The following is a 14003-nucleotide window of genomic DNA, read 5'->3' as shown; positions in this document are numbered from 1 at the left end:
TGGAGCGTGTAGCCCGCATCGAACAGCGCGTCGGCCAGATCGAGCGTGATCTCGAGCGTGCGGCCCGCGCCGACGCTGGCGCCGGTGATGCCGTTGACCTGAGCAGTGTCGCCGCCGGTGGCGCGGTACCAATCGCTCAGATGCTCGTAGTACTTCGACTTGTCGCCGGCCATCCAGAGGCTGCCGACATAGGCGCCCGAGGCGTCGGTGACATAGAGCGCGAGGTAGGCGCCGTCGCCGCCGTAGGTGTTAAGGGTCGTGGTGAGCGTCACCGGCCTTGCCATGGCGAGACCGGGAAGCGTCAGCGCAGTGGTGAGCGCGAGCGTTGCGAGAAGAGATTTCAGTTTCATCGGATCGGTCCTTGTTCGGAGAGTTGCGGCGGAGTGGCTCAGTTCACCTGGACCTGCGGCGGAGCGCCGTTCCCGAAAAGCCCGTTCTGCGGTGGGGCGACGGTGCCGGCGGGCGCAGGATTGGGAGCGCCGGTGCCGCAGTCGTCGTCGTCATCATCGTCGTCGTCGCAGTCTTCTTCGTCATCATCGTCGTCGTGATCACGCAGCGAGCCGCGGTTTTCATCATCGTCGTCATCGTCGTCACTGGCGAGGATGAGGGGCAAGGACTGCGCCGCGTCCTGCCAGATCGCCGCGAAGGGCCGAGGGCTCCCATCGGGGGCGGTGCTCATCGCACTCCAGGCGGTGCTGCCGATCACGGCGGTCAGCGCTGTGGAGGCGACAAGCAGGGTGAGGGTCTTTCGCATCGGAGGGTCTCCTTTTCGTTTTCTGAGACCGATATGCAGACCTGACCTGAGGCCTTCCTGACGGCCTTGCGATTCCCGCTTCAGCTTGCCGTCAGGAAAAAAAGCCCCGCCGATCTGGCGGGGCGGGAAGCTGGGGCGCGAGCGGAGCCTGGTAAGTGCGCTGAACGGATGTTCTGATTGTCAGGCGAACTCGAAATACTCGAAGCGGACGCATCGCGGCGTCTGGTCCAGCGCCTTCAAACCCTTCAGGGTCCCGTCTTTCAGGCCCTTCGGGCCACAGAACCACAGATCGGCATCCCGGACCGCGAATGGCGCCATACCGATCAGACGCTCGGCCGTCAGGCGCCCATCACGCGCGGTTGCGACCAACTGAAAGCTGAACCGCGGGTTGCGCGCCGCCGCCGCTTGAAGGATCTCAACACCAATCGCCTCTTCGGGTGTGCTGACACAATGAACGAGGTGAATGTTTCGCCGCTCTGCCTCGGTCAGGCTTTCCGCCCACGCAAGGAACGGCGTGATGCCGATGCCGCCCGCAAGCCAGATCTGGCGCGCGCCACCCTTGCGGAAGTCGAACCGGCCATAGGGCCCCTCGACCTGCACGCTCATCCCGGTTCGAAGGGCGTCAGGCAAGCGCCGGGTCCAGCCACCCAGCCCCTTGATTGACAGGGTCAGCGCGCCGTCAGGGCGTGGGGCGCTGGTGATCGTGAACGGGTGCGGTTCGGAAAAACCCGCCTCAGGCGCGCGGAAGAAGGCGAACTGCCCAGGCCGCCAGCGCATGGCCCGCCCTTTGGGGCTGAGCGTCAACGCGGTGGTGTCGCCATGTCGGCTGATGTCGCTGACCGTATACTCCCTGCGCCGCAGGCTCGGTGCAACGAATTCGGTATGCACCCAGGCGATCACTCCACCGAGCCCGAACGTGTTCAGCATCACCGACAGCGACGGATCGACCCCGGTCGGCATGTCGACGAAGAACTGGTGAAACACGATGACGGCGAAAAGGACGCCCATGAACCGATGGCTGAAACGCCATAACTGATAGGGAATCTCCAGCCCGATAAACGGCAGGCGCCGGAACCAGCTGATTGCGATCAGCACGAGCAGCGCATTGAAGGCGAACTCCCCTGCCTCCTCGGCCAGCTCCCCCAAACCGGTCTCGCGCACCGTCCGCTCGAAATCCGGCTCGATTTGCTGGTGCAGGATCATCAGGACCATCGCGGAGATACCCAGCCACTTGTGGACCCGGTACATGCGGTCGAGCCCACCGAAAAACGGCTCCAGCAGACGCGGTCGTGCGGCAAGGATCAGGGTCTGGCTCATGGCGACCACCGCCGCGGCCCCGACGGCAATACCGATGGCTGCCTCCGAACCGTAGGACGCATAGGTGGTGAAGCCGAGCAGCCCCGCCAGAACGCACATCAGGGCGACCAGCAAGAGGCCAGACAGGTTCAGAAGGTCGCCAACGGCTGTCGTCCAGGAAATGGACGACCGGACTGGCCCCACGTTCACGTTCTTTGTGGGCTGCGCCAGATCAGTCATCGCTTCGCTGCTCCCGATCCCTGCGAGAGCGATCGTCTTCGTCCTCATCGTCTTCGTATTCGAACTCGATGACTTCCAGCGTGGCGGGATGAACCGTCACCTCGATCTGGCGCCCCTCGGCATCCCGGCCGTCGATCTCATAGCAGCCGTCGTCGATCTTGATGCGGCGCACGGTCCAGCCGTTGTCTTCGGCGAGGCGCTGAACGGCATCCCTCGGCTGCCAGTCCGCCATGGGCACGAAGCAGTCGTCATCGGCAAGCGCTACCCCCGCCGGGAAGGCCGCGAGAAAGCCGAGAATTGTCAATGTCTTCTTCATGGGGCAAACTCCTCGTGGCACGCCTCTTGATGCAACACATGCGCGGCGAAGCTGACGGGAGCCTGAAGCTCGGAGCCCGGCGGCGTCAGCTTTGCGTCAGCCAGACAAGTCATGGAGGGTCATCGGGAAAGGATCGGGACCAACATGCGCATCCTGCTGATCGAGGACGACACGGTTCTGGGCGCCGCCGTGCGCGATCAGATCGCAGGCGACGGTCAGTCGGTGGACTGGGTCACGCGGCTGGATGCGGCGGGAGATGCCATGGCCGGCGCCGCTTACGATCTCGTGCTGCTCGACCTGATGCTGCCCGATGGCCGCGGCATCGGCTTTCTCAGAACCCTGCGCGCGCGCGGCGACGTGACGCCCGTGATCATCCTGACCGCGCTCGACCAGGTGTCGGACCGGATCGAAGGATTGAATGCCGGGGCCGACGACTACCTCGTGAAGCCATTCGACCTGTCGGAACTGTCGGCGCGCATCGGCTCGGTCGCCCGGCGATACACCGGCAATCCGAACCCGATCATCAGCCATGGCGCGCTGGAGATCGACCTTGCCGCGCGCAGCATCCGCCGCGAGGGCAAGCCAGTCTCGCTGACCGCACGGGAATGGGCGCTGTTCGAGGCGCTCCTGTCCCGCCCCGGTCAGCTTCTGTCGAAGGCGCAGCTGGAAGAGAAACTCTACGCCTTCGACGCCGAGGTGGAGAGCAACACCATCGAGGTCCATGTCAGCCGCCTGCGCAAGAAGCTCGGGCCAAACTTCATCGAGACCGAGCGCGGCATGGGCTACCGCCTGGGCAAGCCATGAGGGGACCCGCGAGCCTGCAGGCCCGGCTCGGACTGTTCCTTGGCATTCTGTTGACCGTGCTGTGGATCGCTGCCGCCTCCGTGACGGCCTTGATCCTGCGGAGTGAGATGGACGAGGTCTTCGACTCTGCGCTGCAGGAGACTGCGCAGCGCCTGTTGCCACTGGCGGTCGTGGATATCGTCGGGCGCGAAGAGGATGAAGAGGATTGGGTCACGCAGCGGCTTGGCGCCATCCGCGCGCATGACGAGCTCTTCACCTACATCGTGCGTGACGCCGGCGGTCGCATCCTGCTTCAGTCGCACGCAGCCGACGTGGCGGCTTTTCCGGCCTACGACGGTCCGGGCTTCCGCCAGACCGCAACCCACCGGCTTTACAACGAAGACGCGCTGCAGGGCACGGTCAGGATCACGGTTGCCGAACCCCTGGACCACCGCGCCTCCGTCGCGCGCGAGATACAGATGGGTCTGGGTCTACCCCTGCTGATCGTGGTGCCCCTGGCGTTGCTGTCCATCGTTTTCGCCGTCAAGGCGAGCCTCGCACCCCTTCGACGCTTCGGCGAACGGTTGGATGCGCGCAATGCCCGGGACCTGTCACCCGTTCCAAGCGGTGACATTCCATCCGAAATCGCTCCTGTGGCGGCCACCCTCAACAGGCTGCTCGACCGGCTGAAGGCCGCTTTTGATGCCGAACGAAGCTTTGCCGCGAACGCCGCGCATGAGCTTCGCACGCCCTTGGCCGGCGCCATCGCCCAAGTCCAGCGCCTGCAGTCGGAAACTGGCGACACGGCCGCCAGGGGGCGGGCGGCCGAGATCGAGGCCACTCTCAAGAGACTGACCCGCCTGTCCGAACGCCTGATGCAACTCGCGCGGGCCGAAGGCGGACAGCTTCGTCTGGATCGATGCTCCGATCTCAGGATCGTTGCGCGCCTGGTAGTCGACGATGTCGCCCGAACTGGATCGCCTGGCCGCATCGCGTTGACGCTGCCGGAGGCACCGGTGATGTCGGACCTCGATCCCGATGCCTTCGGGATCCTGTGTCGAAACCTCGTGGAGAACGCTCTGCGACATGGCTCGGACGCCGCCCCGGTCGACGTGACCTTGACGCGGGATGGCCAGTTGATCGTCGCGAACGACGGGCCCGTCCTGCCACCTGAAACTCTGGAACGGCTCACAGCCCGCTTCGAGCGCGCGGGCGCAAGTGCAGATGGCAGCGGGCTGGGCCTCGCGATTGTCGCCGCCATCGCGGATCGCATCGAAAGCCCGCTGGTTCTGAGGTCACCGCGTTCCGGCGCTGCTTCGGGGTTTGAGGCGTCCGTCAGGTTGCCTGCCGGCGGGGCCAATGTTTGATACGGCATTATTTGACATCTGCGGCAGCGGTTACCAAGGAGCATAGCGAATGAGCGGCCTGCTTTCACTGCTCGACGACGTAGCCGCACTTGCCAAGCTCGCGGCTGTTCATATTGACGATGTTGCGTCTCAGGCCTCCCGAGCTGGCGTGAAGATCGCCGGGTCGGTGATCAATGACGCCGCAAAGGCCGGAACGAAATCGCTCGGCGTCGTCATCGACGATGCCGCCGTTACGCCCAAGTACGTCCAGAACCTGCCCGCCGCGCGCGAGCTACCGATGGTCTGGAAGATCGCGCGCGGGTCAATCTTCAATAAGCTGGTCATCCTGCTGCCTGCGGCGATGCTGCTGTCCATCTTCGCGCCCTCGCTTCTGACGCCCCTCTTGATGCTGGGCGGCACCTATCTGTGTTTCGAGGGGGCGGAGAAGATCCTGCATCTGATCCGCCCCGAGGCCCATCACGGACCCGCGCCCGAGACGCTCGACGCCGCGCATCTGGAGGCGGACCGTGTCGCGGGGGCGATCAAGACGGACTTTATCCTCTCTGCCGAGATCATGACCATCGCGTTGGCGCAGATCACATCCGACAGCCTCTGGGTTACGGGATCGGCCCTCGCGTTGGTCGCCATCGGGATAACCGTTCTCGTCTACGGCAGCGTCGCAATCCTCGTCAAAGCAGATGATGTCGGTCTGCGGTTGGCGCAGGTTGGGCACTGGCCGGTCACCCGCTCCCTTGGCGTGGGGATCGTGAAGGCGATGCCGTCGGTGCTGGCGGTGATATCCGCGATCGGCACGGCCGCGATGCTGTGGGTTGGCGGTTCGATCGTGATCCATGGCCTGGAAGTGCTGGGATGGGGCATGATCGGTCACCAGATCCATGATGTGGCGGCGGGTGCAGCGCGACTGGTCGGGGCTGCAGGCGCCGTCGTTGAGTGGACAGTGACCGCCAGTCTGGACGGCCTCTTCGGACTTGCGCTCGGTCTCACAACGATCCCGCTCGTCAAGTATCTGGTGGCTCCCGCCGCCAGGTTAGTCTCGTCGTGGAGGGAGTGAGGCATGCTCTGCTGCACGACATCTCTGCCAAGGTCTGACCTGCAACTGAATCGAGACACGGCTTGAGCCACCCGAAACCGCACCGGAACAGACATCGCCGCCGGACCCCGCCGGGTGCCGCCCCCGGAACATTGACCGTGGCGCCGGAGGCCGTGCATCCGCAGATCCAGACGATTGCCTACGGTGCGGACAGCTTTGAAGAAACCGCGTCCGCGGTCCTCACTGACCTGGCCGCATCTGTGCATGCCCCGGCTGTCCGCTGGATCAATGTCGACGGGCTGGGAGACATCCCCACGCTTCAGCACATTGGCAAGGAATTCGGGCTTCATCCGCTGGCGCTCGAGGACATCGTGAACCTGCACCAGCGCCCCAAGGTCGAGGCCTATGACAGCTATCTCTTCATCGTCCTGCGCATGCCGGTGGCCTCTCCATCGACGGTGGACGTTTCACCGGCCAGACTGGAGACGGAGCAGGTCACCATGGCACTGGGGCGCGACTTCGTCGTGACGTTCCAGGAGCGCCCGGGAGACAGTTTCGACCCGGTACGCCACCGGCTGCGCAATCCCGGCGGCCAGATCCGCCAGCGCGGCCCGGACTATCTGGCCTATGCGCTGACCGACGCCGCGATCGACGCGTTCTTTCCGATCCTTGAGGCGTATGGCGAGCAAGTCGAGGAACTGGAGGACGATGTCATTGCACAGCCCGGAAACCGGCAGATCGCCCGCATCCATGAACTGAAGCGGAACCTCCTGACGGCCCGCCGCGCGCTATGGCCACTGCGCGACATGGTCAATGCGCTGCTGCGCGAGGACTCGCCCCTGATCGAAAAGCAGACGCTGATCTACCTGCGCGACTGCCACGACCACGCGAGCCAGCTGATCGACATGATCGAGACCTATCGCGAAATATGCTCGGGCCTGGTCGACATCCATCTCTCCAGCGTCAGCAACCGGATGAACGAGGTGATGAAGGTGCTGACCATCATCGCCACGATCTTCATCCCGCTGACCTTCATCGTCGGCGTCTACGGCATGAACTTCGATCCCGAAGCAGGGCCATTGTCCATGCCGGAGCTCGGCTGGCGCTACGGCTATCCGGCGATCCTGATGCTCATGGCGATAATCGCGGCCGGGCTGCTGATCTGGTTTCGCAGCAAGGGCTGGATCGGTCGGGGGCGGGAGTGAGCGCGGATACGCCAGCTTCCATTCGACCCCGCCGACCTGGGATTCGGTTCATCGAACTGGCCGCCTTTATCCTGCGCTGCGTGTTTTTGACCTTTTCTGGCCTCTCCTGTTGCAGATGGACAGTGGGCTTCTATCGCTTCAACAGCCGTCACCTGCGACGGACCGAGTTTCCACCAGCAAGAATTCCGTTGATCAGGGCCGCGACTGCGGCGTGGAGCTCGGTCTGTCCGTCATCACCCGTGTCATTTGCGTGCGCCGCGGCGGCATCGCGAAGGATTCCGACGATCTCGCGTTCCGGCAGGATGTTGCGGTCATTCAGTGCAAGCAGAAGCGACTCGCAGATCGCGAGCGCCGCACTTCCTGGCACGTCGGGGATGTGGGGCATTGGCTTGGCCTTCCGTGAACAGATGTCGGGTGTGAGACGCCCGTTGATCGGGATCAGTGCGCCAGTGTCGCAGATGTGTGGTAGCGTTGGCTGAGGCAGATCAGTTCGAACAGGTGTCCTGGCGCCTATGTGTCGTTTGCACAGACACAGTCCCATGTGCCCGCGTCCGTCCCTCCGGGACATCTGTCGTCAGAGGAGCGTTGGCATTGAGTGTCATTCACAGCCCATTCGCGCGTAAACTCGGTGCCTTTGTCGCCCTGTCCAACAAAGAGCAGTCGGCGCTTGACAGATTGCATGGTCGGCGAAAGGTCTTTCCCGTCGGCGTGGACATGGTGCATCAGGGGCAGACCGATCAGGCGGCCTATATCCTGGCATCGGGCTGGGTCTGTTCCTACAAGATCCTCGCGGATGGCACGCGACAGATCGTCGATTTCCAGATCCCCGGAGACTTCCTTGGCCTGCGGTCTGTGCTGTTCCGAACCTCGGACCACAACATTGAACCCGTGACGAAGGTCGAGGCTTCCGAAGTGCTGGTACGCGATCTGCTGGAAACCTTCAACGAGACACCGCGACTTGCCACCGCTGTGCTCTGGGCCGCGTCGCGCGATGAGGCCATGGTGGTCGAGCATCTTGTGAGCATCGGCCGTCGGGATGCGAAGGAGCGTACCGCGCATTTCCTTCTGGAATTGGGTGCGAGGCTGAAACTGGTTGGGCTGGGATCGACGTCGGGCTATGCCTGCCCGCTGTCGCAATACCTGCTGGCCGACACGTTGGGGCTGAGCGCGGTTCATGTGAATCGCGTCCTGCGTGAGCTGCGCGAGGACGGCCTTGTGACGTTCCAGCACGGACAGGTCGAGATTCACGATCTGGACGGATTGGTGGCGCTTGCAGAGTTCGACAAGACCTATCTCGATCACGACGGACCTTTGCTCAAGTGATCAGGCGGCCGTCATGCCGCCATCGACGGTATAGGCTGCCCCGTTGACATAGGCGGCCTCGTCGGATGCAAGAAAAGCCACGACACCTGCGACTTCGTCCGGCGTCCCATAGCGCTTCATCGGGATCGTCGCCGCGAAACCGTCATGAACGGCGGCGGCTGCGCCGGGGCTGGCGCCTTCCTCGATTGAAGACATCATTCGGCTTTCGATGGGGCCGGGGTTGATGCAGTTCACGCGGATGCCCTTGGCCCCCCATTCGACCGCCGCCGCGCGGGTCAGGCCCAACACGGCATGCTTGCTGGCGACATAGGCGCATAGGCCTGCAGATCCGGTCAGCCCGGCCACGCTGGAGGAATTGATGATGCTGCCGCGCCCGGCCTTGGCCATGACCGGGATAACCAGCTTCAGCCCGAGGAAGATGCCCGTCACGTTGACGTCCATCACCTTGCGGAAGCCGTCAGTCGGGAAGTCTGGGATGGGGGCGACCGGCCCCTCGATTCCTGCGTTGTTGAAGAAGATGTCGATGGTGCCGAACTTCTCGACGGTCTCCGCTACGGCAGCACCGAACGCAGTCTCATCGGTCACATCGGCCTCAACGGTCAGTAAGCGTTGCGCATCCGGGATTGCCGCGCGCAGTGGACCGAAATCCGCGCCCGCCATGTCAGTGGCGGCGATAGTCGCGCCGCGGTCTGCAAGCAACCTGGCGGCAGCCATCCCAAGAGCACCTGCGGCGCCGGTGACGAGAGCGATCTTGCCGGTCATGGATTGGGTCATCTTCTATCCTTCTGGGTCACCCACCGCCGCATCTGAGCGCAGGCATTGGACCGTCCACCCGATGCATCGGACGAGGGGGACAGGTGCATCGGGTGGGACGGGGTAGCACCCTGCGGAGCCATCGGGGACGAGGCCTGCCGCAAGGTTGTAATCTACGATGAACCGTCAAGCATGGCCCCGCACTGATTCATGTTGGTGGTTCGATAGCTTTGCGGAGCTCTTTTCGCCGGGCAATCGATTTTCATCCGGCAGTTGTTCCATGCGCACTTGCGTGCCAGCGTGCCCTTCAACGATCCGGCGCGCGTCTTGCAGGCGGCCAATCCCGGCCATGGCACCGCCCGACCGCACGAAATCGCAGGCGGCGGTGATCTTTGGCCCCATTGAGCCTGCCGCGAAGCTCATGGCGTCGAGCGCATCCGGCGTGACCTGGCCGATAGCGGCCTGATGCTGCCCACCCCAGTCGCGATACACCGCTTCCACGTCGGTCAGCATCAAGAGGACATCGGCGTGCAGAGCCTGCGCCAGCAAGGCCGAAGTGCGATCCTTGTCGATCACCGCTTCGACGCCCTCCATCTTGCCATCTGCACCACGCACCACCGGGATGCCACCACCGCCCGCACAGATCACGCAGACACCGGCTTCGACCAGCAAACGGATCGGCCCGATGCCCAGAATGGCCACCGGCAGCGGGGATGGCACGACACGGCGCAACCCGCCCTTCGACTCTTCCACCATCGACCAGCGGTGTTCGGCGCGCACCAGTTTTGCCTCTTCCGCCGTGTAGACCGGGCCGATGGGTTTCGTGGGCTGGTCAAATGCGGGGTCTTGCGGGTCCACCTCCACCCGCGTCAGCAGCGTGGCGCAATCGGTGCCCTTCGGAAGGGCATTCATCAGTTCCTGTTCGATCAGATAACCGATCATGCCTTCGGTCTCGGCGCCGAGGATATCCAGCGGCCAGGGGTTGTCCGGCGCATAGGCGGCAGAGCGCAGCGCCATCAGCCCGACCTGCGGGCCGTTGCCATGCGCCACGATGATCTGATGATCGCGCGCGAGATCGGCCAGAGCGGCCGCCGCGACGCGGACATTGGTATGCTGCGCCTCTGCGGTCATCGGCTCGCCGCGCTTCAACAGGGCATTGCCGCCCAGGGCAACCACGATCCGCATCTCAGGCGCCTATCGTGGCGACAAGAACCGCCTTGATCGAGTGCAGCCGGTTTTCCGCCTGATCGAATACGACCGAGGCAGGGGATTCGAACACCTCGTCCGTCACCTCCATGCAGTCGATCCCGTAGGTCTGGAAGATCTTCTCGCCGGTGTCGGTGTCACGGTTGTGGAAGGCAGGCAGGCAATGCAGGAACTTGGTATGCGGCGTGCCAGTCAGGGCCAATACCTCCCGCGTCACGGTATAGGGCGACAGCAATGCGATGCGTTCGGCCCAGACCTCTTCGGGCTCGCCCATCGACACCCAGACATCAGTGTAGATGTAGTCGCAGCCCTCCACCCCTTCTGCCAGTTTTTCGGTCCGGGTGATCCGCGCGCCGCTGGTTTCCGCCAGTTTGTGACATTGATCGACCAATGCCTGATCGGGCCACAGGCTTTGCGGGCCGCACAGCCTGATATCCATACCGATCAAGGCCGCGCCAACCATCAGGGATGTTCCCATGTTGCTGCCGGTGTCGCCGATGAAACAGAACGAAATGTCGGACAGGTGCTTGTGGGTGTATTCGCGCATCGTCATCAGATCGGCAAGGATCTGCGTCGGGTGAAATTCGTCCGTCAGCCCGTTGTAGACGGGCACCCCGGCAAATTGCGCCAGCACTTCTGCATCCGCCTGGCCAAAGCCGCGATATTCGATGGCGTCGTAGAACCGGCCCAGAACCCGCGCCGTGTCCTTCATCGTCTCCTTGGTGCCGATATGGCTGCCCGAGGGCCCAAGATAGGTGACATGTGCGCCCTGATCGAAGGCGGCAACCTCGAACGCGCTGCGGGTCCGCGTGCTGTCCTTCTCGAAGATCAGCGCGATGTTCTTGCCCTTCAGAAGCTGTTTTTCGGTGCCTGTCGCCTTGGCCTCCTTCAGGCTGGCACCGAGGCGAAGGAGAAACCTCAACTCGTCGGGTGAGAAGTCCAACAGTTTCAGGAAACTGCGACCGTGCAGGTTTTGGGGCATGGGGTGGTCCTTTCAGGAAAATCGCGCGCATCACACCGCATCGCGGACGAGCGGACAGGTCATGCAGTGCGACCCGCCGCGACCGCGCCCCAGTTCGGCGCCGGAAATGGTGATGACCTCGACCCCGGCCTTGCGCAGGAGCGTGTTGGAATGAGTGTTGCGCGCGTAGCCCACCACGACGCCGGGGCTGATGCACAGCAGGTTGTTGGCGTCGTCCCATTGTTCGCGCTGGCTCTCGTAGGCGTCGCCGCCGGTTGATACGGTGCGCAGTCTTTTAAGGCGCATAGCCCCGGCGACAACGTCGAGGAACGGGGCCTTCTCCGTCGTCACCTGCACGCCGCCCGTGTCATCCGGGCGCAGCGAATAGGCCTGGATCGCGTCGGTAACTTCGCTGAACACCGTCGCAAAATCGCGGTCGCAGAAAGTGAAGACTGTATCGAGATGCATCGAGGACCGGGCGCGCGGGAACTGGCAGGCGATCACCCGTTCCGCCCCGCCGCCGGCAAACAGCGCGCGCGCCAGTTGGCCCACCGCCTGCGGCGTGGTGCGCTCGCCCATGCCGACCAGCACGACCCCATTGCCAACTGGCATCACATCGCCGCCTTCGAGCGTGGCAAGGCCGTGATCCACCATCGGATCGCCATACCAGATCGGGAAACCGGCATCCTTGAAATCGGGGTGAAACCGGTAGATCGCGGCCAGGTTCAGCGTCTCCAGCCGGCGGGCGGGCCAGAACATCGGGTTGAGCGTCACTCCGCCGTAGATCCAGCAGGAACTGTCGCGCGTGAATATCTGGTTGGGCATCGGCTGCAGCAGGAAATCCTCGTCCCGCAGCATGGGGGCCACGACGCCCTTCATCGGAATGGGCAGTTCCGCCCGGCTCATTCCACCGATCAGGATATGGGTCAGCGCGTTGGCCGGCATCTCCATCAGGCAGGCGTGCAGGTCGGCAGCCAGCCCCACACCCACCGAATTGTCATTGATGCGCGCATCCAGCAACCAGCGACGCGCCTCGGGGTTGGTGACGACCTCCTCCAGCAGTTCCCGCAGGAGAACCACCTCGACGCCGCGCTCGCGCAGCACATCGACGAACGCCATGTGGTCAATGCGGGCCTGCTTGACCCAGAGCACATCGTCGAACAGCAGACTTTCCGCATTGGCGGGCGTCAGCCGCGCCATTTCCGACCCGGGCCGGTGAACCATGACGCGGCGCAACTGGCCCGCCTCGGAATGAACGCCGTAAGTGAGTGTCATGCGGGGGCTCCAAACAGGACGGCGAGCGCGAGGGCGGCCATGACGATGACAGTGAGAACAAGAAGAAGCGGCCAGACAAAGCGCAGCCAGCGTTCATAGGGAACGCGGCCAATGGCCAACCCGCCCATGACCACGGCCGACGTGGGCGTGATCAGATTGACCATGCCGCTGGCGGTGGCGAAGGCGGTGACGACCAGTTCGCGCTTGACGCCCGCGAAATCAGCGACTGGGGCGAGAATGGGCATGGACAGAACGGCCAGCCCGGAGGTGGAAGGCACGAAGAACGACAGCCCGACCTGAACCCAGTAGATCACGAGTATAAAGGCGGTCTGCGACAGGCCGGCCACGCTCGTTTCCGCCGCGTGCAGGATAGTGTCGGTGATCATCCCGGCATCCATCACGACGACAATTCCGCGTGCGAGCCCGATGATCAGCGCGACCCCCAGCAGATCGCGCGCGCCGTTCACGAAAGCCTCCACCAGCTTGCCCTCACCCAGCCGGGCGACGATGCCGATCACGATTGCGGCCGCCAGAAACAGCCCGCTCATTTCCGCCATCCACCAGCCGCCGATGGATACGCCCCAGACCATCACGCCAAAGGTCAGCGCGAACATGATCAGAACGATCTTGTGCAGCACGGTGAATCCGACGTTCTCTGACGGGGTCTCGGCAAGGAAATGCGCCTCGTTCGCTGCCTGTCTGTCATAGACCAGCGATTTCGTCGGATCGGCTCGAACCTTTGCCGCATAGCGCATCACGAAGGCCACTGTGACCCCCCAGCAAACCACCAGAATGATCAGCCGCAGCACCAGACCATCGGCGAAACTGATCCCCGCCGCATCGGAGGCGATTACGGTCGAGAAAGCGTTGACCGTTGATCCCAGGACGCCCACACCGGCCCCCAGCAGGATTACAGCCACCGCCGTCAGCGCGTCGTATTTTGCCGCGATCATCACCGGGATCAGCAGGACGTAGAAAGCCAGCGTTTCCTCGGCCATGCCATAGGTCGTGCCGCCAAGGGCAAATAGCGCCATCAGGATCGGGATCATCCAGTTCTCGCGCCCCTTAAGACGCACCATGGCCCGCGCAATCCCGGCATCGATGGCGCCTGTCCTCGTCACCACCCCGATGAACCCGCCGATGATCAGCACGAACAGCGACACGTCGATGGCACGGGCTACGTATTCGACGGGGTCATAGAAGCCCGCGATCGGGGCGAGGATGACGTCGAAAAAGCCCTGCGGGGCGGCGTCCGTGGGCGCATAGGTGCCCGCGACGGGCACATCCTTGCCAAGGGCCTCGGAGGCGACGCGCTCATACTGTCCTGCGGGGATGATCCAGGTCAGGACTGCGACCAGGACGATCAGCGCGAACAGAATGGTGAACGCCGACGGGAAGCGAAACCCCGATTTTATATCCGGTTCTTCAGTGGATGGCATGAGGCTGCTCCCGGAAGTGAAGTGTCGGGATCAGGGTAGCCGGGATGAGGCCGGG

At 63.7% G+C, this 14003-nt stretch carries 15 protein-coding genes; 5 read left to right on the top strand and 10 right to left on the bottom strand.

Translation table 11 applies throughout. The features are described 5' to 3' along the window. The 4 genes from EV216_RS15185 to EV216_RS15175 all read right to left on the bottom strand — a co-directional run. A partial coding sequence (locus EV216_RS15185; protein ID WP_132696384.1) for a DUF2271 domain-containing protein occupies positions 1–344 on the bottom strand: 344 nt, incomplete at its 3' end. Between the two features lie 44 nt (positions 345–388). Continuing rightward, a complete protein-coding gene (locus tag EV216_RS18355; RefSeq protein ID WP_165899280.1) occupies positions 389–754 on the bottom strand; it encodes a hypothetical protein in 366 nt (121 codons plus the stop codon). A gap of 180 nt (positions 755–934) precedes the next feature. Then, a complete protein-coding gene (locus EV216_RS15180; RefSeq protein ID WP_132696378.1) occupies positions 935–2290 on the bottom strand; it encodes a ferredoxin reductase family protein in 1356 nt (451 codons plus the stop codon). Next, a complete protein-coding gene (locus tag EV216_RS15175) occupies positions 2283–2606 on the bottom strand; it encodes a PepSY domain-containing protein (RefSeq protein ID WP_132696377.1) in 324 nt (107 codons plus the stop codon). Before EV216_RS15175 ends, EV216_RS15180 begins: the two co-directional genes overlap by 8 nt. Positions 2607–2750: 144 nt before the next feature. On the opposite strand from EV216_RS15175, the gene EV216_RS15170 reads away from it, so the two are divergent. The 4 genes from EV216_RS15170 (at position 2751) to corA (ending at position 6991) form a co-directional block, all read left to right on the top strand. Further along, positions 2751–3410, top strand: a complete 660-nt coding sequence (locus tag EV216_RS15170) for a response regulator transcription factor (RefSeq protein WP_132696376.1) — start codon at positions 2751–2753, stop codon at positions 3408–3410. Continuing rightward, a complete protein-coding gene (locus EV216_RS15165) occupies positions 3407–4756 on the top strand; it encodes an ATP-binding protein (RefSeq protein WP_132696375.1) in 1350 nt (449 codons plus the stop codon). Before EV216_RS15170 ends, EV216_RS15165 begins: the two co-directional genes overlap by 4 nt. 49 nt (positions 4757–4805) lie before the next feature. Further along, positions 4806–5807 carry a DUF808 domain-containing protein gene (locus tag EV216_RS15160; protein WP_132696374.1) on the top strand — a complete coding sequence of 334 codons (1002 nt, stop codon included), beginning with the start codon at positions 4806–4808 and terminating at the stop codon, positions 5805–5807. A 137-nt stretch (positions 5808–5944) separates the two neighbouring features. Then, positions 5945–6991 carry a magnesium/cobalt transporter CorA gene (corA, locus tag EV216_RS15155; RefSeq protein WP_165899279.1) on the top strand — a complete coding sequence of 349 codons (1047 nt, stop codon included), beginning with the start codon at positions 5945–5947 and terminating at the stop codon, positions 6989–6991. Positions 6992–7139: 148 nt separating this feature from the next. Here corA and EV216_RS15150 read toward each other — a convergent pair whose 3' ends face one another. After that, positions 7140–7376: a hypothetical protein gene (locus tag EV216_RS15150; protein ID WP_132696372.1), complete on the bottom strand. Its 237-nt coding sequence runs from the start codon at positions 7374–7376 to the stop codon at positions 7140–7142. Positions 7377–7582: 206 nt separating this feature from the next. Between EV216_RS15150 and EV216_RS15145 the strand changes: the two genes are divergently transcribed. Beyond that, positions 7583–8314 carry a Crp/Fnr family transcriptional regulator gene (locus tag EV216_RS15145; protein WP_132696371.1) on the top strand — a complete coding sequence of 244 codons (732 nt, stop codon included), beginning with the start codon at positions 7583–7585 and terminating at the stop codon, positions 8312–8314. Here EV216_RS15145 and EV216_RS15140 read toward each other — a convergent pair whose 3' ends face one another. The 5 genes from EV216_RS15140 to EV216_RS15120 all read right to left on the bottom strand — a co-directional run bounded on the left by EV216_RS15140 (position 8315) and on the right by EV216_RS15120 (position 13948). Then, entirely contained in the window at positions 8315–9076 is a 762-nt protein-coding gene (locus EV216_RS15140) for an SDR family NAD(P)-dependent oxidoreductase (RefSeq protein WP_207894015.1), read from the bottom strand. It abuts the gene before it with no gap. A gap of 177 nt (positions 9077–9253) precedes the next feature. Then, entirely contained in the window at positions 9254–10252 is a 999-nt protein-coding gene (gene arcC / locus EV216_RS15135) for a carbamate kinase (protein WP_132696369.1), read from the bottom strand. A gap of 1 nt (position 10253) precedes the next feature. Next, positions 10254–11255: an ornithine carbamoyltransferase gene (argF, locus tag EV216_RS15130; RefSeq protein WP_132696368.1), complete on the bottom strand. Its 1002-nt coding sequence runs from the start codon at positions 11253–11255 to the stop codon at positions 10254–10256. 30 nt (positions 11256–11285) lie between these two features. Beyond that, the gene (arcA, locus tag EV216_RS15125; RefSeq protein ID WP_132696367.1) at positions 11286–12509 is read right to left on the bottom strand and encodes an arginine deiminase; all 1224 of its coding nucleotides are present in this window, start codon (positions 12507–12509) and stop codon (positions 11286–11288) included. Beyond that, positions 12506–13948: a YfcC family protein gene (locus tag EV216_RS15120; protein ID WP_132696366.1), complete on the bottom strand. Its 1443-nt coding sequence runs from the start codon at positions 13946–13948 to the stop codon at positions 12506–12508. Before EV216_RS15120 ends, arcA begins: the two co-directional genes overlap by 4 nt. Between the last annotated feature and the right edge of the window lie 55 nt (positions 13949–14003).

The sequence above is a fragment of the Rhodovulum steppense genome, assembly GCF_004339675.1.
GTDB lineage: Bacteria > Pseudomonadota > Alphaproteobacteria > Rhodobacterales > Rhodobacteraceae > Rhodovulum > Rhodovulum steppense.
This window is presented reverse-complemented; position numbering and strand designations above follow the sequence as displayed.